This window comes from Prevotella marseillensis, assembly GCF_900625065.1.
Classification (GTDB): Bacteria; Bacteroidota; Bacteroidia; order Bacteroidales; family Bacteroidaceae; genus Prevotella; species Prevotella rara.
The window spans coordinates 2,886,397-2,910,631 of the sequence record NZ_UYXY01000001.1 but is presented as its reverse complement, the minus strand read 5'-3'; the positions used below and the strand labels follow the sequence as shown (position 1 = coordinate 2,910,631).

15 protein-coding genes are annotated in these 24,235 nt (G+C 44.4%); 5 read left to right on the top strand and 10 right to left on the bottom strand.

Going from position 1 to position 24,235, the window contains the following annotated elements; genetic code table 11:
• Positions 1–33: 33 nt before the first annotated feature.
• The 4 genes from EJL04_RS11695 to EJL04_RS11680 form a co-directional block, all read right to left on the bottom strand.
• Entirely contained in the window at positions 34–1,968 is a 1,935-nt protein-coding gene (locus EJL04_RS11695) for an Omp28-related outer membrane protein (protein WP_164511756.1), read from the bottom strand.
• A gap of 201 nt (positions 1,969–2,169) precedes the next feature.
• A complete protein-coding gene (locus EJL04_RS11690; protein WP_125105033.1) occupies positions 2,170–3,699 on the bottom strand; it encodes a hypothetical protein in 1,530 nt (509 codons plus the stop codon).
• Positions 3,700–5,595: 1,896 nt separating this feature from the next.
• Positions 5,596–6,243: a transposase gene (locus EJL04_RS11685; RefSeq protein WP_125105032.1), complete on the bottom strand. Its 648-nt coding sequence runs from the start codon at positions 6,241–6,243 to the stop codon at positions 5,596–5,598.
• 3 nt (positions 6,244–6,246) lie between these two features.
• Positions 6,247–6,861 (bottom strand): hypothetical protein, encoded by a 615-nt coding sequence (locus tag EJL04_RS11680; RefSeq protein ID WP_125105031.1) that lies wholly within the window; start codon positions 6,859–6,861, stop codon positions 6,247–6,249.
• A gap of 842 nt (positions 6,862–7,703) precedes the next feature.
• Between EJL04_RS11680 and EJL04_RS11675 the strand changes: the two genes are divergently transcribed.
• Positions 7,704–8,930, top strand: coding sequence for an MFS transporter (locus tag EJL04_RS11675; protein WP_016564142.1), 1,227 nt, complete (start codon positions 7,704–7,706; stop codon positions 8,928–8,930).
• Between the two features lie 89 nt (positions 8,931–9,019).
• Here the strand turns inward: EJL04_RS11675 and mobV are convergent, their stop codons facing one another.
• The 6 genes from mobV to EJL04_RS11650 all read right to left on the bottom strand — a co-directional run bounded on the left by mobV (position 9,020) and on the right by EJL04_RS11650 (position 14,999).
• Positions 9,020–10,387 (bottom strand): MobV family relaxase, encoded by a 1,368-nt coding sequence (gene mobV, locus EJL04_RS11670; RefSeq protein ID WP_022508104.1) that lies wholly within the window; start codon positions 10,385–10,387, stop codon positions 9,020–9,022.
• Positions 10,388–10,580: 193 nt separating this feature from the next.
• Entirely contained in the window at positions 10,581–11,549 is a 969-nt protein-coding gene (locus EJL04_RS11665) for a toprim domain-containing protein (RefSeq protein WP_016564201.1), read from the bottom strand.
• Positions 11,550–11,601: 52 nt separating this feature from the next.
• Positions 11,602–11,760, bottom strand: a complete 159-nt coding sequence (locus tag EJL04_RS16390; RefSeq protein ID WP_016564202.1) for a hypothetical protein — start codon at positions 11,758–11,760, stop codon at positions 11,602–11,604.
• A 43-nt stretch (positions 11,761–11,803) separates the two neighbouring features.
• Positions 11,804–13,045, bottom strand: a complete 1,242-nt coding sequence (locus tag EJL04_RS11660; RefSeq protein WP_016564203.1) for a primase-helicase family protein — start codon at positions 13,043–13,045, stop codon at positions 11,804–11,806.
• A gap of 310 nt (positions 13,046–13,355) precedes the next feature.
• On the bottom strand, positions 13,356–13,745 hold the full coding sequence (locus EJL04_RS11655) for a hypothetical protein (protein ID WP_016564204.1): 390 nt from the start codon (positions 13,743–13,745) through the stop codon (positions 13,356–13,358).
• A gap of 18 nt (positions 13,746–13,763) precedes the next feature.
• Positions 13,764–14,999, bottom strand: a complete 1,236-nt coding sequence (locus EJL04_RS11650) for a site-specific integrase (protein ID WP_016564205.1) — start codon at positions 14,997–14,999, stop codon at positions 13,764–13,766.
• Positions 15,000–15,573: 574 nt separating this feature from the next.
• On the opposite strand from EJL04_RS11650, the gene EJL04_RS11645 reads away from it, so the two are divergent.
• The 4 genes from EJL04_RS11645 to EJL04_RS11630 all read left to right on the top strand — a co-directional run bounded on the left by EJL04_RS11645 (position 15,574) and on the right by EJL04_RS11630 (position 24,229).
• Positions 15,574–16,752 (top strand): IS4 family transposase, encoded by a 1,179-nt coding sequence (locus EJL04_RS11645; protein WP_420899303.1) that lies wholly within the window; start codon positions 15,574–15,576, stop codon positions 16,750–16,752.
• A gap of 402 nt (positions 16,753–17,154) precedes the next feature.
• On the top strand, positions 17,155–18,195 hold the full coding sequence (locus EJL04_RS11640; RefSeq protein WP_125103825.1) for an IS630 family transposase: 1,041 nt from the start codon (positions 17,155–17,157) through the stop codon (positions 18,193–18,195).
• A 99-nt stretch (positions 18,196–18,294) separates the two neighbouring features.
• The gene (locus EJL04_RS11635; RefSeq protein WP_125105029.1) at positions 18,295–20,844 is read left to right on the top strand and encodes a T9SS type A sorting domain-containing protein; all 2,550 of its coding nucleotides are present in this window, start codon (positions 18,295–18,297) and stop codon (positions 20,842–20,844) included.
• A 76-nt stretch (positions 20,845–20,920) separates the two neighbouring features.
• On the top strand, positions 20,921–24,229 hold the full coding sequence (locus EJL04_RS11630) for a M6 family metalloprotease domain-containing protein (RefSeq protein WP_125105028.1): 3,309 nt from the start codon (positions 20,921–20,923) through the stop codon (positions 24,227–24,229).
• Positions 24,230–24,235: the final 6 nt, after the last annotated feature.

Below are 24,235 nucleotides of genomic sequence, written 5' to 3'. Positions count from 1 at the left end.
CCCGTCAGCTGCCTGATGTGCTTTTGAAGAAAATTACTTCACGATAACTTTTATTGTTCTGCCGTCAGACATCTTTACGATGTTCAGGCCCTTCACAGGCTTGCTTATCTTGCGGCCGTCTACTGTGTAGCGCTCAACCTCTACGCCAGTGCCCTTGTCTGTTATCGGGGCTTCGATGCCGGCTGTGATGCTTTCGCCAAGCTTACATATCTCGGCGTTGTTGATCCATACGTCGTCCATGGCTGAATTATCTGTTACCGGACGGTTGATGAATGCCACTACGTGCATGTTTTCGGGCTTCCATGAGCTGTCGAGAGTGATAGTGTACTTGTTGCTGTATGTGTTGCCGTCCCAGTTGATGGCGCTGCCGAATGCATCTGACAAAGCCTTGCGCATAACGTTGTCGTGTATTTCGTCTCTGCTGCCGCCTGTCTGGGCTGCCTGTATGCCGTCTTCTGTGAGGAACACTGACAGAGCTGCGTCTTCGCCTACGTAGTCTTTAAACTCGCTGACGCCGCTACCGTAAACCTCAACGCTCAGTTCTCTTGTGCTTTCGTTGTATTCAGTCTTGATGTTGATGTTTGCGAATGCCGGCACGCTGTTAGAGTTTTCAACCACCTGATTGAGCATCTCGGCAGCCAGGTCTACATACTGTGAGTTGTATCCGAGTCCGAGAGTCAGTGTCTGATCAGCGTTCAGCTCCATGCTGGGCTCATAGTATCTGTTGAACATTCCTGACGGGTTGCCGCTCATGTTGAACATGTCTGATATGGCAAGTGCATCGTCGCAGATCATCGGGTCGCCGGCTGCAGGTATCTTGTTGTGGTGTGCCACGATGATGATGTCGCCGCGCATGTCTGAAAGCTTCTGGAGAACGGGGTCTGCCAGCGGGCAGTATGTACATTTTGTTGAAGTGAACTGCTCAACGAGGTTCTTCTGTCTCAGCATGCTTTCGGCATATACGCTGACGTCCATGCCGGCAATGTCGTCCTCGGTGTACTCTGTAGGAGCCTGTCCGTTTATCTTTGTCACCTTAACGGCCAGTGTGTGCTTGCCTGATGCAGCGTCTGCAGGTATTGTGGCGTTGCCGTTCACGGTCTGCGGGCTGTTTGTCAGCGCAACGGGTGTTTCGGCTGTAGCTATCACGTTGTTGTCAAGCATCACGTCGATGGTGTATGCAGACGGGATGTTGTTTCCGTTGTTCTTTATTCTGTAGCTGTAGGCGATGTTCTGTCCTGCCTGCACGAATTTTGATGATGTGAATGAGCTTATGGTGATGTCTTCGTCGGGGAAGCTGCCACCCTTAACAACGGCCTGTATGCAGAAGTTGCCGTATTGTGTGCCGAAGTTGTACCATCCTTCGCCGCCCTCTCCGAGGTTTCCGTACATGAGGCATCCGCCGTCAACAGCTCCGCCCGGGTTTACGTCCTGGTCTACTACCAGCGGATATTTTCCCGGAACTGATGTGAAGTCGTAGCAGATGAGATAGTCCACACCGTCTTCTACGGCTACAGGTGTTGTGAGCGTAACGTCGTTCCATCCCTTCTGTGTGCTGGCTACGGCCTCTTCCGACATGAGTGTCATCTCACCGCTTTCGAGCGCAACCTTGTAGACGCTTACTTTAGATGCTCCGATGAGCTCGCCGAGAGCGAAGCGCACTTTGGTTATCTGTCCGCCAACGAAGTGGCCTATCTGTGCCTTGGTGAACTCAACGCCGGCTTTAAACTGGCCGCTGCCGTTCAGTCCGAGGGCGTTTGTGCCCATTTCGTCTGAGTCATAGAAGCCCATTATTCTCTCGTCTGCGTCCATCGCTATGCGGTTGGGACCCATTGCCGGAGCCATGTGCTTGTTAATTACGGCTGTGCGTTGTTTTGTTACTGTGATGCTTCCGTCTGGTGTGAGCATCTGTGCGTTGACTGTCGTGAGCGACAGCAGCAGTGCAATCAGTGTAAAAAATGTTTTTCTCATAACGTGATGATTATGGTTAATGATTTTGATAATTTGCCGTTTCAGACTTCCAAAGATAGCATTCTTTATTGATTTATGGTGCATAAAATAGGGGATAAAAAGGTGGACAATGGTGTTAAATAATGTTTATCCCCTGATAATCAGATGTTTACAGACATGCACCGCAGCTATGATTTTGCTGCGGCGCATGCTCTTCTACTCTCATTTTACTACAACCTTTCGGCCGTTGATAATATATATACCCCTTTTCAGATTGTTTCTTACCTCGTTGTATTCGCCTTCAGCCACGATGCGTCCCTGCAGGTCGTATGCCTTAACGTGGCTGTTGCCATCCTGCTCAATGCCGGTTATGCCTGTAGGCGTTCCGTCGAGCTTGATCAACCAACTGTCGTATATGCCTGCCGCACCAAAATATCCTGATATTACACGACCGTCGCCACTGCATATAGCTATACCAGTTTCTTTGTCAGATAGCCAGTCGGCAGCTTCTGTTTCACCTTTGGACCTAAGCCAGTCAATTAGAGTAACTTTTTCTTTGCTGTTGGCAGGATAGACATATGCCGTGCCAGCGTCGGATACGAAGAAGTCTCCGTCATTGGTTACACAGTAGCCTGACAAACCGTCTTTATAGTCATATAGTTCAGAAGTTTTGCCAACTGTCAGCAGTGCTGCGTCTCCAATAGTCCCTTCCCATCCTTTCTTACAAGTCGTGGCATAATATTTTCCGTTTGTTGACAGCCATACACCATTCATTGTGTAGAAGTTAGGTGTTACATGTTCGTAGTAGAAGCTTCGGAAGTTCATGAGTTTTTGTGAATATTCATCGCTAAGTGTCAAATAGCTATCCCATGCTTCGTTATACATATTAAGGTTTTCTTCTGTCATGTAATATTTTGGGTCGGGATAATATGTCGGCCTTTGGGTTGATTCGCCAATGGTGTAGGCCCACAACGAGTCGGCGTATTCTGTTGAGTCCTGTTTGTATGCTCCGGCTTCTTCTTGGCTCAAATAATCGTAATAACTTGGTACGATAGGTTCTTCTGTCGGAAACTCAGGAAATTCTGTACCCTCTTCGCATAAGCCTTTGTCATACACTTCATAGGTCCATGTGCCGTCTTCAGCTTTTTTGTATATCATCGGCAGACATTCGTTGTCTTGTCTTACAAGCTGCGCACCGATTACAGTGCCGTCTTCTGAAATGCAGTTTGGCAGAATGTATTGTGGTGCAACTCCAGTGAAGTCTTTCTCCGGATAAGGCAATTTTTCGTAATCTGCATATGTACCGTCGCTGTTCATTGTCCATATAACGGGTTCAATAGTAGTATTTCCGAATCCGTTGCTGTTGCCAATGTATCCCACTATATATTTCCGTGAGTTTGTTATGGCGTTGGCTGATGAATATGTGTCGCCTTTTTTTACAGGTAGCTGTTTCCATTCTTTTTTCTCAATGTCTAATATTGAAGGCGCGCCGTCAATATTACCAACTAAAAATCCGTCATTGGTTACCATGTTGCCCATTCCGAGGGTGTAGCCTGTTACTCCGTCGCAGTATTCCTGCAGTTCGTCGGTCTCAGTATTTAGTATTCCTATGTAGCCATTATCTACGGATAACATCCATTTGCCGTTCTCGCTCATTGCGTGATAGCGTAATCCTGGAATTTCCTTCATTATCTGTGCTGACATGAAACATGTGCTCAGCATCGTCATTGCTAGGAATAATAATTTCTTCATAATCGTTCTTTTTTTAAGGTTCATGTAGGTTTGTTACTGATTTTTACCCTATCCGGACTATGGGTGTTTTTTTGTATAAATTTCATTGTTTTGTTGTGTTGCCCGATTTTGATTCAGGCGTTATTCACATCGCAAAATTATTTAATTCACATATCACTTCCAAGCTTTTCTACCCTGACAAAGCCCTGACAATCCTCGATTTTTCTTGATTTATGCCTGTTTTTATGTCTAAAATCATGTTTTTAGCCTGAATCATGCATGATGTGGGTGATAAAATTCATATTGTCGCGCTGATGTTTTAATTGGCAGCGCCAGCTGTTACGCGTGCGCTTTTTGTCGGTTGCTGCCGGCATGGAAAAGCCGCGGGACGGATTAATGTCAAAAATCTGTAAGCAAAACGCTCTGCTTTGCTTAACGTGCAGTCTCGGCATGCCGTCGTGCGACATAAACCGTAAGCAAAACCATGTCTGCTGCTTTCAGACTGTTAACCTATCGTTTTCGAGTCGTAAACGGGCCACTTTTGCATCGAAAGTGGCCCGTTTTTTATCGGCAAACAGCAGGTTAATAGTTTGAATTAAGAAGGAATGTGTTGAGTAGCAAAGATAAATCTGAATGTATTTCGGATCTCGGTGCAGGCTGATTATGGAAAAAAATCGGAATGCTTTTCGGATCACAGATCCTGATATTTTATGCTGTCGGATAGCATATCCGACAGAACAATAGCCTTGTTGTTTCCGGTCACCTTGTTGGCGCTGACTCAGCCATCCAATGTCTCCACATTTAGCAATCAACGATATAAATCTACAATGCAAATGTGCCGGCGGATCTGCGCTCCGCCGGAAATGAGTATCAGGATTTTCAATCCGCTATCTTCCTTTTTCTATTCAACGATAGCATGATGCAGATTGATGTGTAGAAAACAAATCTGAATGTTTTTCGGATCACAAATCCTGATATTTTATGCTGTCGGATAGCATATCCGACAGAACAATAGCTGACCTTCGGTTCTGATATTTTATGCAGTCGAATTTTTCGCTTTGCTCAACAACTCGTGCATATCCGACAGAACAATAGCCTTGTAGTTTCCGTCCAACTTGTTGGTGTTAACTCAGCCATCCAATGTCTACACCTATAGCAACCAACGATATAAATCCACAATGCAAATGTGCTGGCGGATCTGCGCTCCGCCGGAAATGAATATAAGGATTTTCAATCCGCTGTCTTCCTTTTTCTATTCAACGATAGCATGATGTAGATTAATTTATGGAAAAAATCTGAATGTATTTCGGATCACAAATTAGCTGCGCTGACCTTCGGTTCTTATATTATATGCTGTCGAATTTTTCGCTTTGCTCAACAACTCGTGCATATCCGACAGAACAATAGCCTTGTAGTTTCCGTCCAACTTGTTGGTGTTAACTCAGCCATCCAATGTCTACACCTATAGCAACCAACGATATAAATCCACAATGCAAATGTGCTGGCGGATCTGCGCTCCGCCGGAAATGAATATAAGGATTTTCAATCCGCTGTCTTCCTTTTTCTATTCAACGATAGCATGATGTAGATTAATTTATGGAAAAAATCTGAATGTATTTCGGATCACAAATTAGCTGCGCTGACCTTCGGTTCTTATATTATATGCTGTCGAATTTTTCGCTTTGCTCAACAACTCGTGCATATCCGACAGAACAATAGCCTTGTAGTTTCCGTCCAACTTGTTGGCGCTGACTCAGCCATCCAATGTCTACACCTTTAGCAATCAACGATATAAATCTACAATGCAAATGTGCCGGCGGATCTGCGCTCCGCCGGAAATAAGTATCAGGATTTTCAATCACTAGTGTTCGAAAGATTATTTTATCCAGGTTATGTTGCAATGGCTTAAATCCGTTTTTACGGAATTCTTGCCTTCAACCGAAAATCACTATTCTGTTTGTCCGCATTACCGCCATTTAGCACAACCATGAGTTGACAGACCCAATCCTGCATCTCCATAAAGAACATGAATTTGCCTATAGAGAATCCCAGGCCGTTCTCACGCTTGTAAATCATCACGAGCATGGCAGTGATGAGCGTCATGTACAGTATAACCTTAATTCCGTTCTCACTTGTTGACACGAAATGCGAGAAAGACAGGTTCTGCTTCAGGAACTTGAAGAATACCTCTATATCCCAGCGTCTCCTGTATGCCTCGGCTACCTGCTTCGGCGTAAGGCCGAAATCGTTGGTTATCAGGAACACCTCGTTCTCAACCCTCCTTACCTTGCCTTTGTTTGCAGGGCGTGTGGTGTCACGCGGATGCTTGAAGCGTGCCTTTATAACGCGGTATGGCGTTTCGGAGTATTTCTTCTCCTCATTGTCGTACAGATGTACAATATTGTCCTCATACAGCTCAAGATTGCCAAGGTCGGTGTCTGTGTCTTCTTTCATAAGGCTTTCCACCACTTCCATGTTGCGGCTGGTCTTTATCCTTCCTACAAATTTGCCATCACACTCGTTTATGGCGTTAAAGTTGTCCAGGGAACTGAGACCGCGGTCTATAACCTATAAGTTCGCCTGTCTGCTGTCTTTTTTGACAAGCTTGAGTACTACCTTTGGGATGGCCATGTCCTCGCTAAGATATACAGCCTCGTTGAACACCTCGGCCAGTCTGACGGCGAAACCGTCGTATGCCATGGTATACTTTATCTGCTTGCGCGGCTGCCTTCCGTCTCCGGGCTTCTTGCCGACGGTGAAACCGGCCTTGAGCCTGTTGCAGCATTCGGCCACCATGGAACTGTCAACACGTATCAGATACAGATGCATAATTTCCTCTTCAGTGTACAGTTGGGAGAAACGTCTGTATATAATCTCATAGGCTTTCTCAAAGAAGCTCAGGTCTATCTTTGACAGGCGGGTGGAAATGGAACTGTGCGTAACATGGGCGTCTGCACTTATGTTGAACAGCGTCTTGAACATGGAATTGTTGAATACAACCTCAAGTTTGCGCTGACTTATCTGATCTGCCGCCAGGAGGGCAAATACAAGGAGATAGAACATCCGCTCGCCGCTCAATACCTTGGCGCAATAGTCCACTTTTGTAGAACTGGACAGTTTGGCCAGTTCTACATCGGGTATCATGCGCAGGATGTCTTTTGCATGAACTTTTACATCTTTCATTTCAATATTTTTTGCTCTATTATTATGATGTAAAGATACAAAAAAATATTGATATATGCAAGTAAATAACTGACTTTCAGATAGTTAAAATCTTTCGAACACTAGTGATTTTCAATCCGCTGTCTTCCTTTTTCTATTCAACGATAGCATGATGTAGATTAATTTGTAGAAAAAAATCTGAATGTATTTCGGATCACAAATTAGCTGCGCTGACCTTCGGTTCTTATATTTTAAATTCTGAACGGTTTCGTCTAACCGTTTGATGAATAAACATTTAACGGAGTATCTGAAAAGTAATGGTAACGACTAGGAAACCGTGCGATTTTCAGCGTTTTGCGGTGTTTTACTATCAAATAACTCTTTCAGGTGCAAAGATACGACAAATCTTTGATATAGTATCCAATACAAACAGTATTCGCCATTTTTTGCCTTTCGATATATACCTATTTGCTTATGCCGTTATTTTTTGCAGATTTGGATAAAAAAGGAAAGGCAAAATTCAGGAAGCATTGAAATTCTTTACTTTAGTTAGTGCAAAAATCGAATAATTTATTGTAACTTTGCAGCGGATTCGGTGTGCATATAATACCATCCCAATTAAGATAAGTCGCAACATATATAGTGGTTTTCAATATGATTATGAACAATTGTACAATATTAACAGGTAAAAACACCGTTAATATTGCATATCATAAACCTTGGTAATTTTTCCACATTCAAATCTAATTAATTCGATTTGAATGTCATTGTCTTTGTAATCCGGCATGCTATTTCAGGCTTGTCGAGAGATTTTTTGTGCTATAAAATCAAGAAACATTCAAAAGATAAAAGGAAAAATTCAAATGGAAAAAATCAGAAATTGGAAACAAGATTTCTATACAATATGGGCGGGGCAAGCTGTGTCCCTGATAACAAGTGGGGTTCTTCAAATGGCCATCATCTGGCATCTGACAAATACAACAGGGTCTGCGATGGTGTTGTCAATGGCGACCTTGGTTGGGTTTCTACCTCAAGCGGTTTTAGGTTCTGCAATCGGAGTACTTGTTGACCGCTGGAACCGGAAAATGGTCATGATTGGTGCAGATGTCATCATAGCTTGTGCTGGACTGGTACTTACCGTAATTTCCCTGTCAGCGGAACTACCTGTATGGATAGTAATGCTCATCCTCTTCATTAGAAGCGTTGGCACTGCATTCCATTCCCCTGCGTTAAGTGCGGTAACACCTCTTTTAGTGCCTGAAGAACAGTTAGTCAAATGTGCCGGCTACACCCAGTCCATCCAATCGGCAAGTTTCATCCTAAGTCCGGCAATTGCCGCTTTTCTCTATGCAAAATGGGGGTTGAATTCTGCGGTTGCCCTTGACGTATTCGGAGCAATAATTGCCTGTATCACTGTTGCAATGGTTCACATCCCAAAACAACCGATTGAAGCGCTGCAGCAAGAAAACTTTTTCACCGAACTGCGCATTGGCTATAACGCAATACGACAAAATAAAGCTCTTTTCACATTGCTTTGGATAGGAGCAATCAATATGTTCATTTATATGCCAATCAATGCGCTATTTCCGCTGATGAGTATGAATTATTTCGAGGGAAGTACCTTGCATGCTTCCGTGGTGGAAATTGTTTTTGCAGTTGGTATGTTGTTGGGCGGACTTCTATTGGGCGCATGGGGAGGTTTCAAAAAGCGCATGGCAAATATCATCGGCTCTATCTTTCTTATGGGAGTGTCATTGACTGTTTCCGGCTTGCTACCAACCAATGGTTTTATGATATTTGCGATATGTTGTACGTTGATGGGCTTTTCTGCCCCATTCTATAATGGAGTACAGACCGCGCTATTTCAAGAACAGATACAACCCGAGTATTTAGGGCGTGTTTTCGGACTTCTTGGCAGCATCATGTCGTTTGCCATGCCGCTTGGGTTGGTAGTGTCGGGTGCATTTGCAGACCAAATCGGGGTAAACCGTTGGTTTTTGTTCTCAGGTATGGCTATTCTGCTTCTCGCTATAATAGCCTTATGTCTTCCACAACTTAGAAAGGTCGACAATCAAAAACAAAAATCATGATTTATGAAACGTAACTAAATCTAAACAGCAATAAGCCTCTGATAGGGAAATACGATTATCGGAGGCTTATTGCAATCTGTTTTAACTACTTATGTAATTCCTCTACTTTTCCTTTGTGGTTGAATTGGCTGTCGTATGCTCTGCCGTAGCCTGTCGAACTGTTCCCTGAACCATTCGCCTATGGGCTGGCGGTTGATTACGAGTGTCAGTTTAGACTTGTCCGCAGGGTCTTTCACCACTTGAAAGCCTGCTCTTTCTGTCGTAAAACTCCGATTATGTTCCTCCGAATAAAGTTTGCCCTCGTATATCAAAGGCTTACCATAAGTCAATGTCGTGGTCTGCCTTTCATTGAACCCGACAAGGCGGCACAGGCTCTCTATTCTCATAATTTCCTTTGCCATAGGAAACCATGCACACAGCTTTTCGATAATGCGTTTCAAACCTGATACTTCATCTTTGTGTCTGACACTTTTTTCCGCCATCTCCTTACGGTGATTCTGCTGTATTTCCAACAACTGGCGGTTGTGCTCGGTTTGCATCGTGTGTATGCGGTTTTGCAGTATCTCAATGGTTTCCTCATGGGTGGCAACTTCCCGATACAGGGCGGTGTTCTCCCTTTCCAAAGTCTTGACCTTGTTGCTCCCGAAAAGAGAACCGACACTTTCAGCTATGTTGGTCGCTGCGGTGGTGGCTGCACCTTTCAGTTTCTCGGTCTGTACCTCTTTCTTGGCTTGTCTGAGTTCCTGTTCGGTTTCGGTTTTCTGCTCCTGTAACCGCTTGTTTTCTGCATCAAGGGCAGCGTTCTTTTTCTGTATGTCCCGATAATACTGTGTCGTGGTGGTGTGCCGTGCTTCGGAACCTCGCACACCTCGCTGTAATCCGTATTTAGCCATAACCCTTGCATAATTGTCGTGGTACGCAATCAAGGTCTGACGGTTGAACAGGTCATCGGCACACAAACGGACGGTATTTGCTTTCTTGTGATACTTCCGTTTGCCGTCTTCCTGCTCTTTCTTGGCTTTGCGCCTTTCACCTGTCACGATGGGAACAATGGCTGCATGGATATGCGGTGTCTTCTCGTCCATGTGAAGATGGGCGGCAACCACGTTCTCCCTGCCGAATGTGGCTTGCAGCCATTGGATGCTGTCGCTGCACCATTCGTCAAGTCTTCCGTTTTCCTGTATGTCCATCATGTCCTCATGTGTTCCCGACAGAACCACTCGGACTACACGGACTTGGTCATGTGTAATCTTCCGCTTGATGCCTGCCGTGTTCAGCCTGTGGGCAATCGCTTCATCCCTGCCATGAACGCCATCGGGGTATTCTATAAGTACCCTGTTCAGATGCGTTCTTGTCGGGTCTGCGTTTTTAGGTATGATTCTTCTCTCTATATGGTCGGATTGTACGGTGTCCGATGAACCTTTTGCTTTCTTTATGTCCAATGAAAAATATCCCATGTAGTTTGATTTTTACGGTTATTGTTATGAGTGTATTCTCTGCCTGTGGCATTGGCTCTCAGGGTTTCCAAAGGGATTTCCCTTTGGCTCGATAGGGAGTTTTTAGCATTACCGTGTAATGCGTGAAGAAAACGCCCTATTGAGCTATGGTATTTCTGTCTAAATACCCTTGGGAAAGCGAACCTGTTCCCCTCTATATTTTCAGCCCTTTCTTTTTCGGTGGCTGCATCATCCGCCTTGCGGATTGTACTTGCTTCTCCTCCTTTATCGGCTCTGTCGATTGGGACAAGAGTTTTTTGCACAGGTACTCGTTCAAGTCATTATACCCTGCATAGTGAACCGACATATCCTGCAAGCGGTCACCCAACATCCGTTGCAGGTTGGCGTATGCGTTCCGTCCTGCTGTGTCATTGTCAAGGAAACAGCCGATTCGGGTATAGGTTGCCAATATGCTTTCCGCTTTCGAGAGGTTGGAAACGGAGTTGAGAATGACGTAATCCTGTGCATTCAATCGTGGGTGTTGCGGATTGTTCTTTACTCGGATGGTCAGGAACGAGAGATAATCCATGAAGCCCTCGAAAAGATAACAGACGGTTCGTGGCTCTTTTTGCTGTCGGATATGGGTGATGTCCTTCGGGGCGACACATCCCTTGAAGTATCTATTACGCACTTCATACCCTCTTGCCATATTCGGGAAGCCGATGGCGAAATAGGGTTTGTCGGCATTCTCAAACCGCAGTTCCTTACACTCCCTTTTGGCGAGTTCAATGTCTATCCCCCTTTCTTGCAGATAGGCAATGAGCGCAGGTGATGACAGCTCGCCAACTCTTAATACCCGATAAGTGCGGTTGTCGGATTGCTGCTTGCCAAAAGAAAACGATGCAGGGCGGATGTATGGTGTCCGTTCCTCTATGCGCTTCAACAGGCAGGTTACATCTTCCGTATGGTAGAGTTCCGCTGCCAATGCGATGATGTTACCGCCCTTGCCAAGTCCAAAATCGTACCATTTGTTGAGTTCTGTGTTTACCTTGAAAGATGCGTCCGTTTCCTCTCTCAGCGGTGATTTGTACCAAAAGCTGCTGCCCTGTTGCTTGACGGGCGTGTAACCCAAACTTTGCAGATAGTCTGCGATTCTGATTTGTTTAACTTCTTGTATGTTCATGATATTCTATAGATTTGATGATGATTGTAAAAACGTTGATTTGTTGAATGGCTTATATAACACATTTATTTACAGAAAGATATTTGCTCAACATCTTCTCAACAAACCACTCGCCAAAAGAGAAATCAACAATCGGGTGCTGTTCCTCTCTCAACTTCTCTTTTCGATTGTTGAGATTTTGTTGAGAGTGTATATTGTTTATTGTCAGCATAGTTATATCCTTATTCATCAATTCAACAAAAAAAAGAATGATATTACAGGGATTCAAGTTGTTCCCTCGTGACAGAATAGAAACGACCGACCCGTTTTACAGGCTCATACCGACACTCCCGATTGTAGTTGAATTGGTAGGTGGTATAGGTCAGTCCGTTGGGTGCAGGCGTAAGTTTCCAACACTCCTGCAACACCTTTCGGACTTGGTGCTTCTCCACTTTTACCTGCGAGTGTACCAGCAACAGAAGAATGTCGTTGTAGCAGAACGAGAATGTGTCCGTGCCGACACTATCCATGATGTCAAGTATCAGCTCGTGCATCTCTATCTCCAGTCGGTTACGGTTGCTGCGGATTATCTTCTGCAAGGCTTCGGTATGCAACAGCGATGGAGCAAACCACATACGGCTTTCCTTTTCGGTGGATAGTGTTCTGTGTTGCAGGAAATGAAGAAAGGCGGGTATCTCCGCTTTCAGCTTTTGCAGGAAGTCGGTATCATCAGACTGCAAGCGGTCTATCTTGCGTACCCAATAGCGTGTTTCCCCTGCATCAATGATTACAGGCAAGTACTCGTTGTTGGAGCATAGCACGAACTTGGCGAAAAACGCTATCTCGTCACGGTCTTTGCCTTTGGCTTCCACCTTGTAGGAAAGTGTGGTGCTTAGGTTCTTCAACCGCTCGCTGTCCTCCCTACGGTTGAGCAGCACCTCGTCCACCACGATAAGCAGTTTGCCGGCCCAGTCGGAATTGAATTGGCTACGGAAATCCTCGTTGGTGTTAAAGGTTACATTGTTCTGAAATAGGAGTTTTAGAAAATTCAGAAATGTGCTTTTGCCTGTGTTGCGTTCCTCTGATACCAACAGCAGGATAGGCAGCTTTTGAATGGGGTACAAGTAGAGCAGTTGTAGGTAGTCCATGCCCAACTCGTATTGCTCCCCGAAGATGTGACCTACCAAAGATTGGATATGCGAGAAATCGCCCTCTTTAGGTTGGTGGTCTATCGGTTCATAGAGGTTAAGGAACTTGCCGACCACGGGATGGTAGCCGATGTGTTCGGGTACGGTGCAGAAGCCGTCATACTTGGGAACGCTGCCGATGTAGTCCTTGCCGTAGTCTTGGCGCAGGGTTTCGTTGTTCCATGCTATGCGTTTCCTTACATACCCTCCGTTCAGTTTGGGCTGCTCCACAATCTTGTAAAGCGTAGTCCCCACTCGGATGAATTCCTCCTTTGCCATGCCACCATCCGATGGCGGTCTGTGGCTGTCTTGTTGTTTGTTAGCTGACATAATCAAATGGTTTTAAGTTTGAAAAATACCAGCTACAAAAGTATAAGCATTTATCGGATAAGTTGTTACGCAAAACGCGGCAGAACGGTGACAAATAGCCCCCGAAGAAAAAACTTTCAATGGTTTGGAACGGAAGTCGGGCAGGACAGACGAAAAAACTCCCAAAAAACGAATGTGGGGATTACGCTTTTCGGGAGAAAAAATTGGAGTTCCTGTTGATATGTCGGTCAGATTATATGCTGACACGCTGGCTTGATTACTCTATTCGTGACTGAATGAATGGATTCCGTCAGTCGTGCAACCAATTCAGCTACGAGAAGTATTCGGCTTTGGCTATGCCGTTGGTGTTCAGCGAAAAGAAGATGCTTGTTTTCTCTTTTCGCAAGTACAGTCTTTCAAGAACGGCATTGCGCACCTGCTTCGCACTGTATGTGCCGATACGGAACGCAAGGGCGATTATCGTTTCAAGGCTGTAAACCTCCATGCTGCACTTGTCGGACAGTCGGATGGTATGCCTTATCTCACACTCATTCAGAATGCCGTTCTTGCAGAGTGTCTTTATCCCTGCCCTGATAGTCGGGGCGGTTACATTGAACAACTCGCAAAGCTCCCACTCACTCATGGCGGTTGCCTGTATATCTTTCGGCATAACTACATTGCCGAACTCGTTCATTGTTATGATGTTTCTTTCCTCTTTCATTATCGTTTGATTTAAGGGTTACTGAATGGCATTGCAAATGTTCTTTTCCATATCCTCCAGTTTGTGCGACAATGTTTCCATATCCTGACTAATCTTTTGGGCTGTGATTTTTGCGTAAATTTGGGTCGTTTTTATGTTGGTATGTCCCAAAAGTCGGCTGACGGTTTCAATGGGTACTCCGTTGGATAACAGCACAGTGGTCGCTGCCGAATGTCTTGCTACATGATAGGTCAAGTGGACTTTTATACCGCACAACTTGGCAATGGCTTTCAGCTTCTTGTTGCAAGTCGTGTTACTCGGCATGGGGAATACTTTATTATCTCTTGTCATACCCCTGTACTTCTCTATTATCTTTCGGGGAACATCCAACAATCGGATATTGGATTCCGTGTTAGTTTTCTTTCTTCGGGTGATAATCCACAGATTTCCGTCAAAGAATGTTTGCAGGTTGTCTTCCGTAAGGTTCTTGACATCGGAATATGCCAAACCTGTAAAGGTGGAGAACAGAAATAAATCCCTGACAAGCTCGTGTGTCTTGTCGGGCATATCGGTGTTCATCATTGTGTGTATCTCCTCTCTCGTAATATACCCTCTGTCCACGCTTTCGGGAGAGTTGATGTACCCTGCAAAGGGATTGAACGGCAGACGACCGTCATTCCTCGCTATGGAAATAATGTGTTTCAGCACAATCATGTAGCCCCAAATGGTATTGGTGCGGCATTTTTTCTCAGTACGCAGGAAATACTCGAAGTCGTTGATGAACGAGAGGTTCAACTCTTTTAACGGAATATCTTCACGCTTGTAGGTATGGGGTAGGAACTCACGGATGTGCTTGCAGACGGTAACATAACGTCGGAATGTTCCTTTTGCCCTGCTGTGTCCCACTTTCTTGGCAAATTCGCTGTTGTGTTGTTCAAACAGTTTTAGCAAGGTTTCCTGTTTGATACCGATGCCGAGATAGGCATCTTTCAACTTGGCAGCAGTGACATAACCGTCCGTCTGCATCAACTCTTGATAACGGCGGTTTATCTCCACTCTGATTTTGTCAACGGCACGGTTGATTCTTTGCGCTTCGGCACTCTTACCCGAAGCACGGTTGTTCTTCACGTCCCACAGGCGCAAGGGAACATCCATCTTGCAACTGAACTGCTTAATCTCTCCGTCCACCGTAATGCGACACATCAAAGGCAGGTTGCCGTTGGGTTTCTCACTGCCTTTCTTCACGTAGAACAATACCTTAAATGTACTTCTCATAACTCACTTTTTTTTGGTTACAAAATTAATTCATAGTGAGTTACCGACAGATACGACACATAACGCCAAACGATGCAAAATTTAGGTTTCGCAAGAAATTTGCATCATCGCACGGGTAATGATAAAGTAACTGAACTTTTGCTGCGTTTGTCCATATTCTGTCTCTTCTTGGCTTTTGAACAAGAGAAAAATATAGCGTAACGAACGCTTTTTCAGTCTGTTCGCTACGCTTTACTCAAATTTGCTATTCCGTTAGGTGTTTATTTTATGTATAAAACTTAGAATTTTTTATTTTAATGTATTGTTCCATGTTCTGCAAAATATACCTAAATGTATCATGAAAGATATGCTTTTGTATGCTGAAATGTGGCCTTTTGATTCATGACATGGCTCCTTTTGCGGATGTGTATTCTCCTTTCTTAAGCAATCGTGATTTGTATAAAATATCACTGCTGTCCAAAGAAAATATCTTAGACATGATTTAAATTAATCGTTTACAATGAGTTACGCGAATATTATTTTTTCGAGATTTGATTTTTTACTTTTGCAAATCGTATTGCAAGAGGCGGAAATCATGAATCAGGGAAAGACCGTATTCGCTCAGATTATGTCGCTCATACCAAGATATGAGTTCGACAAATGCGTAAAGAGATACAATGGCAACAGACATGCCATCGGGTTCAAATGCAGAGACCAGTTCTTGGTGATGAGCTTTGCCCAGTTCACCGACCAGATTAGCCTCCGCAGCATTGATGCAACACTGGTTGCACTGTCTTCCAAACTCTATTCGAGTGGGATAAAGTATATCCAGCGTTCTACCTTGGCCCATATTAATGAGACAAAGGACTGGCGTATATACTATGACTTTGGGCAGATTCTGATTGCCTGGGCAAGGGAACTGTATCAGAATGAGCCTTCCCGACTTGACGTGGACGGCATCGTATATGCCTTTGATAGCAGTACAATTAAGTTGTGCCTTCAGCTCTGTCCGTGGGCACGCCTGCATCATGACAAAGGTGGAGTGAAGATGCATACGCTGTTGGATTTGCGTGGTTCCATACCAACCTTCATCTATCTGACAGAGGCTGCTGTCCACGACTCCAAGGCTATGAGCCTGATTCCTGTAGAGCCGGGCAGTTACTATCTCATGGATAAGGGCTATGTTGACTTCAGGCAGTTGTTCAACCACTTCCATCGTCAGCAGGCGTTCTTCGTAACAAGAGCCAAGGACAACATGAAGTATGAAATGGTGGAGGAACGCCTCGTTGACAAGCACACTGGTGTTATTAGTGACTCTGTAATCAGACTTACCGGTCCTAGAACCTCCAAGTGGTATCCTGAAACTCTCCGTATGGTCGTTTATGAAGATTATGCTACAGGCAATGTCTATAGATTCCTGACCAACGACTTCACCCACTCCTACCTGACTATCGCAGAGCTCTATAGGGAACGCTGGCAGGTGGAATGTTTCTTCAAATGGATAAAGCAGCGGCTGCATATCAAGTCGTTCTATGGTACGAGCCAGAATGCGGTTTTCTCGCAGATTTGGATTGCCATCTGCGACTATCTGCTGCTTGCCATTGCAAAGAAAGTGTATAATGTCGATCAAGATCTTTATATTTTATCGTCCGCTATAGGGAAAGTTCTCTTCGAGAGGAAACCCTTAGGCGAACTATTCGTTAAACCAAAACGTCCGATGAAAAACTCCGATGATGGTCAGTTGACTCTATGGGAAAATTTCTTTGGACAGTAGTGATAAAATATAATATTTTCTGTAAATTAACGATTTCTTGCCTTGGTGTCTACCTGAAAATATATATAGTTTATTTTACCGTTCTGTAAGCTTGGTAGCCATTTTTATTATATGTATTTTTTAATATAATGTATCTGTCTATAACATATTTTTACGAGTGCTTATTTTGTTATTTATGTGAAATTACTATTAAATCGTATGATATCGACTTGAAAAAGTTATTATTCGTATTAAAAATAACGAAATATATCTATAATAATTATATTAATGTATATTGATTCGAATTTTATTACATAATCTTTTGCTGATATTAAAAAATATTACGATATTTGCACTATAAGATGTTATAGTCAAAAGTAAGTGAAATGCGAAAAATCATTCAAAAAATAGTATCTTTGCACTATGGAAATTCAGTTGTCGACATCAGAAATGGAAGTTTTGCGTAAACTTCAACGGAATTTAGCCGGAAGTTCCGACTATGCCCGTGTGACTTGCATTCTGATGTTGGGCATGGGTAATACGCCCTCTTTCGTGTCCTCATGTCTTGGAATAGACGTTTCCACTGTATACCGTTATCGTTCCGCTTATTTACATGGTGGTGCTGATGAACTTCTGGAAAACCGTTACAAGGGTTATTGGGGGCTTCTTGACAGCCGTCAGCTGGCAGCCTTGTGCAAGGAACTACGCGAGCACATATATACGGATGCCAAAGGTGTGGCGGCCTGGATAAAGTCCGCATTCGGCGTTGAATACACTCCCCAGGGGGTTGCAGACTTGCTGAACCGCATCGGATTTACCTATAAGAAGACATCGGAAGTCCCTTGTGAGGCTGATGCCTCAAGGCAGGCGGCCTTTGCCGGGAAACTTTCAGAAATTCTTTCCGGTATGCCGGAAGATGCGGTGGTTTATTATGCGGACGGTGTCCATCCGACCCACAACAGCCGTTCCACTTATGCGTGGATAGAGAAAGGCGAGAGACTTGAACAGCCGACCGTCAGCGGTCGTGACAGGGTGAACATCAACGGGTTGCTTAATGCATATGACGTGACAGATGTGATAGCGCATGACTGTGAGAGCGTCAATGCCGAATCCACCCGGGATGTTTATCAGTCAGCCTTGGAAAGGCATCCCGAAGCTTCCGTCATCTATATCATCTCCGACAATGCCCGCTATTATCACAACAAAAAGCTCAAGGAATGGGTAAACGGGACGAAAATCAAACAGATATTCCTGCCGCCTTACTCGCCGAACCTCAATTTGATTGAAAGGCTTTGGAAGTTCCTCAGGAAGAAGGTCATTAACACCGGATTCTACAGGACAAAAGAGAAATTCAGACAGGCCATCAAGGATTTCTTCGACAATATCGGAAACTATAAAGAAGAGTTGGAGTCACTTCTAACTCTCAAATTTCGTTTGTGTAATTCGCAAACCATTTCTTTTTAACTATAAAATATAAGATAAAGGTAAATCTAAACTCAAATTGATAAGATAATACGTCATTTGTCGCAAAAACAATAACATTATAACATTAAATTAGTGCTTATGAAGAAGTTAATACTTTTAACATTTCTGCAATTTTGTTTATGCAGTTTGTTTGCGCAGACTGATGTCTCTACGGCATTAGATTTGCAGGTTGGAACAAACAGTTATGATCTGACAGGTCAGTCGGGCTATGTTACTTTGTATTATAAGTATACAGCACCGGCTGAGTCAGGACAATTGCTGACTTTTACAACCGTCAAAGGTGAAGGGTTAAGTTATGTGATGTCTGAAGACGGTACCTACAACAAAATGATTTATGGAATAAACTCTGCAACAGGCAGTATTGTTCCTGTTAAGGCTGGTCAGACGGTTTATCTTATTTTGAACACAAGGGGCGGAAGCGAGATTTCGTTTGACATGAAAGCAGAAAATGCTATTGTCGAAGGTGGACAGACCAAGGAGGAAGCTATCGACGTAACGGGGCAGAGTAACTTCTTTATTCCAAGTAACTATAGTACAGAAACATACTCTTCTGTTACATACCTAAAATATGAGTGCTCAGAAGAAGGTGTGCTCGAGATGACCTTTACAGGCTCTTTGTCAGGCCTGTCTGTCTGCGAGGAAAACAGCAGTGAGGAAACGAGCGTCAGTTTGAGCTATGTCAGCGGTACGGTTGTTGGCAAAACTGAAGTAGAAGCCGGAAAGGTGTATATAATAAAGATTAAGGCTTCCACATCGCCGCTTATCGGTAACTTTGTTATTACGCATCCTACTATAGGTACGTCGAGCGATATGCCTTTCACAGGCAAGGCTGAAGGCAACGAGCTGCCGGCAGAAATTGGAGAATACTGGTATAGCTATGTTGCTGAGGACAACGGATTTGTAATGCTCAGCTCTGATTCATATCTTTATGGCGGAACTGTAAGCGTGTATAATGCCAACTCTATGTATAGTCCGATTGCAAGTGTTGACGGATGTTTCCTGCTGCGCTTCAATGCGGTTAAGGGCAACACCTATCTTATTTGCATAGAGAAGAATGAGGCTACGGGTTCACCTGATTTGTTTGACATGACTCTAGTTCCTGCCGGTGAAGGCGATTCGTTCAACAATCCTAAGGCTATTGAGCTGGGTGAGAACACACTTCCACAATACAACGGTCAGTATTATTACAGCATTACGATACCTGGAGAGGCAGGCACACCAAAAATCCTCAATATAAGCAGTGAAGCTGATTTCCTCAGCTCAGCCACTAATGTTGCCGTATACGACCAGAACAATATGTATTCTTCGCTCGCCAGCGGTACAAAGGATGTTAAGGTAGAAGTTAGTGCAGGCAACACCTATATAATATGCTGGAATCTTAATGAAGATATAAACGGATTCAAGTATAATGTATCTGTAGAGGATATTGCTCAGGGCGATGTCTATGGCAATCCTATACCTGCAGTGGTAGGAACAAATGACCTTAAGAGCGGCAGTGACAAATATTATAAATATACAGCTACGCTTAACGGATGGCTGGTTATATCACCGTCAGATCCTGCTGTCAAGGTTCAGTTTCCTATGAGCTCAGGCCCTTATCCTTCTTATAGAACAGCCGTTCAGGACGGATTCTCAATAAAGACTGAGATTGTAAAGGGTACTGAATATGTCATTCAGTTCTCAGATGTTACTGCCGACGGCACTTTCGACCTTGAAGAAGTTGCCTATGGAGAAGGCGAGTCAAAGGAGACAGCTATTGTTGTTGAAGGTAGTTCAGCTGATGTTCCAAAGTCAGCCCAGACAACATGGTATAGGTATGTAGCACCTGCTGACGGAATGCTTGAAATCAGTTCTGACATCAATTATGAGCAGAATGCTTCATATCAGTCGTCTACTGTTCGTGTAATGCGTGACGGCGACAGCTATCCTGTTGATATAACCAAGCCAAGCACCGTAGGAATAACCTTCTTTGGCAAGTTTGGCGCATCTAAGGATGAGGTGTTCTATGTTCAGGTTGTAACATTGTCTGCACAAGAAGGCAAGACAGTTACGTTCAATCTGCGTGATTATGAGCCGGGCAAGTTGTCAGACAATCCTATAGAGTTAGTTGTCGGTGAGAACCAGCTGAAGGAAGCTTCACGTCTGAATCCTGTATGGTATTATGCCGACCTGGCAGAAGGCGACCTTAAGATAACAGCCGATGCCAACAACTATTATTATATGACGCTTTACAGTGCCGACGACCTTAACAATCCTTTGGCAGTTTCAGGATATGTATATGACGAAAATTATAACGGCTCTTACAATCTTACTTACACCGTAGAGACTCCTGGCAAATACATCATGAAACTTGAACAGACTAATCCCGGCGGTGCATTGGTTACAATGTCGGCAAACATTGCTACCGGCATATCTGCGACAGGTCTTGATGCAGAGAATGTTACTGTAGGTTCAGGCTGCATTACTGTCACTCCTTCAGCAGCAGGCGCAAACGTTTCAGTTTACGATCTGTCAGGCAAGATGGTAAAATCAGCTTATGTAAAGGGACAAACAACATTCAATGTTGAAAAAGGATTGTATATCGTCAGAGTAAACAATAAGGCTATAAAGGTAGTTGTAAAAGACTAATATAAAAAATTAACATACTGAAAGGGTCTGGATATCTCAGACCTTTCCGTTTTTTTATTAATTAAATCAACAATTCATGTCTAGATCAAAGAAATTCAGTGCTCTGATTCTGTCTCTGGCGCTAGGTTTCTCGGTCAATGTTTATGGTATCAAGTCTAATCCGCGGCCTATAACCGTAGTGCAGCCTGATGGCACCACTTTGACTGTGAGAATACACGGAGACGAGAATTTTCATTACATGACCACTGTTGACGGCTATCTTATCAGAAAAGACAAGGATGGCTTTTTCAAGTATGAACGGCTGGATGAGAAGAACAAGCTGCGCTTGTTGACCTCACAGCGAGTAAGTAATGTAGGTAAACGCTCGGCTGACGAACAGAAGTTTCTTGGCCAGTTGGTTCCGGTGCGCAAGCAGATGGATTTGCTTATGTCTTTCAGAAAGAAAGATATAAAGCGCCCTGAGCAGATACTGGCGCGTAAGGTTTCGGCGCCACGTATGGTAAAGAGCAATGCTGAGGTAAAGGAGAGCGAATATCTTGTTATCCTTGTCAACTTCAAGGACAAGGCGATGAATTTCAAGAATGAGGATTTTACAAAATGGCTTAACGAGCCGGGCTACTCTGTTGACGGAGGTACCGGAAGCGTGAAAGACTATTATAGAGACAACTCCATGGGGCAGTTTATCCCTAATTTTGTTGTCGTCGGTCCTTACACTCTTGCTCATGAGCAGACTTATTATGCTGCCAATGACGAATCAGCCGGCGGTGACGTAAATCCGCGCGATATGGTTGTCGAGGCACTGACAATGGCCAAGGCCGACAATCCTGACATGGACTTCTCGCAGTTTGATAACGACGGCGACGGATATATGGACAACGTCAACGTTATCTATGCCGGATACAGCGAGGCAAGTACAGGAAATGCAGACGATATGTGGCCTCACTCATGGACTCTTGGAGATCAGGCGTTCAAGATAGATGGCATAACATGTAACAATTACAGCTGCTCTGCCGAACTTGTCGGAACAAGCGGAGTGAAGATGGATGGTATAGGAACGTTTACTCATGAGTTTGGCCATGTGCTCGGACTTAAGGATATGTACGACACAGACGACTATACTGACGGCTACGGCATAGATCCCGGTGCTTATAGTCTTTATGCATCAGGAAGTTATAACAACGACAGCCGCACACCTCCATGCCTCATGGCCTTTGAACGCATGCAGATGGGATGGTGCTCGCCTGTTGAACTGAAAGACGCTGAGGACGTTACGCTGAAGACTGTTGCGGACAATGAGGCAAGATATATCGACTGCCAGCCCGACAGAACTCCCGGTACTGGCTTTGAGTGGTTTGTGCTTGAGAATCGCCAGCAGACAGGATGGGACAAGTATATCCCGGCCCATGGCCTGCTTATTTACCATTATGACTATACCGACGAGATGGTGGAGAAATACTGGTCGATAAACGGACCTAACAATAATGCCAAGCACAGATGTATGTATATTGTTGCCGCCGATGGCATAGATGATACAAACTCGCGTGCCGGAGACACTTATCCGGGCCGTTCGGGCAATACGGAGTTCTCTCCCACATCATCTCCTGCGGCCATTAACTGGAACGGCGACCCCGTAAACGTATCTGTCACCAACATAAACGAGTCCGACGGACTGGTGACATTCCAAGTTAATGGTGGAGTTACACCTATATCTGTGATACGCACAGAGGTGCCTAAGTCTATTCGTGACACCTCACTGAAGGCAGAGGCTACAATTGTCAAGAAACTTCAAGACGTTAAGTCGATGGGTTTCTGCTGGGCTTTGAAAGACGAACCTACAATAGAAGGAACACACGTGGAGGTTGACGCTGTGGCTGATAAGGTCAGCGCAGAGATAACAGGACTTGAGCCGGGCAGTCTTTATAACGTGCGTGCATATATGGTTATGGCAGACAATTCTGTCGTATATGGTGCTTCTGTTCCTGTCACCACGGAGTGTAAGGTGATGGAGGCTCCTTATATTGGAGATTTTACTTCATGGACAAACGGTGAACTTGACTGCTGGAATATAGTAGACAACAACGGCGACGGAACTACATGGATTTATGATGAGACGACAGAAGGCGTTGTATATCAGTTTGACTACTGGAACGATGCTGACGACTGGCTTATTTCGTGCCGCATGAAGGTTCCGGAGAATGGTGCTTTGTATTTTATACGAGGTGTGATGGAGTCAACCACTGTTGAAGACTTGGATGTATACGTATCGACTGAGTCAAGAGATATCAGTGATTTCCATCTGCTCAAGCGTTTCTCTTTTGCAGACAGCTTTGGCGAAGCCGTTCCTGAAGAGGTTGACCTTAAGGATTATGCAGGCAAAGAAGTGTATATCGCTTTTGTATGCAAATCGAAGAAACTTCAGACAAACCTGTGGCTATGGCAATTCTATCTTACAGAGAAGCTCGGAAAGCCTCAGATTACCAATTTTGGACTTAAGGACAACAGTACATTGCAGGTTGATTGGACTCCGGTTAAAAACGCATCAAAATATTATCTTGATTTTGCTGAAGTAACAGACGAAGTGTTCAACAATACTGTGTTCGTTCCGTTGAGCGATTTTGCTGATATTACGGGCGATGTCGAAGTAAGAGCCGGTACACTTTCATTCTATGGTAATGGAGTTGTAGAGACACGTGACTATCCTGAAGGAATAACCGACTGTAAATTTATCCTTAAGTCAGGCGGTCCTTATGGCACGAGTGTAGTTAAGATAGAAGGAACTGTAGACGGACAGACGTGGGAAACTGTAGGTCCGGCTAAGGAGGTAAGCTCGCTTGACACTGAAGGCTCTGAGGTGTTGTTGGAGAATTATGTAAAAGACAAGAAGTACCGCAAGATGCGCTTCTCGCTCAATTACGGCGGCCGTACAGCTACAATCAACTATCTCACAATGTCTTATAACGATGGCTATGTATGGGATATGCTTGCTTCAGGAGCGACACCTGATGACGGTACGACGATGACTATCGGCGAGACTTCTGCCGGTGAATTCCTCACAGGCAAGACTTATGCCATTACGGTAACTGCAGGTGACGGTTCTCTATTTTATGACTCTTCCGAGCCAGCTTACTTCAAATATGATGCAACAGGTGTGTTCGTTCCTGTAGGCGGCGACCTCTATGCAACGGCCGGCAGGGGCATGGTGATTCTTGGCGGTCTGCATGCCGGTGACAAGATAACTTGTGCTTCACCTTCGGGACAGATTCTTTATTCGGGTGTGGCCGACGGCGATGCATGCAAGTTTGCGCTGCAGGGCTATAAAGGCGTGACAATTGTTAAGGTGTCTGGAAATGAACACGAAAAAACATTCAAATTGATGGTTAAATAAAATGTG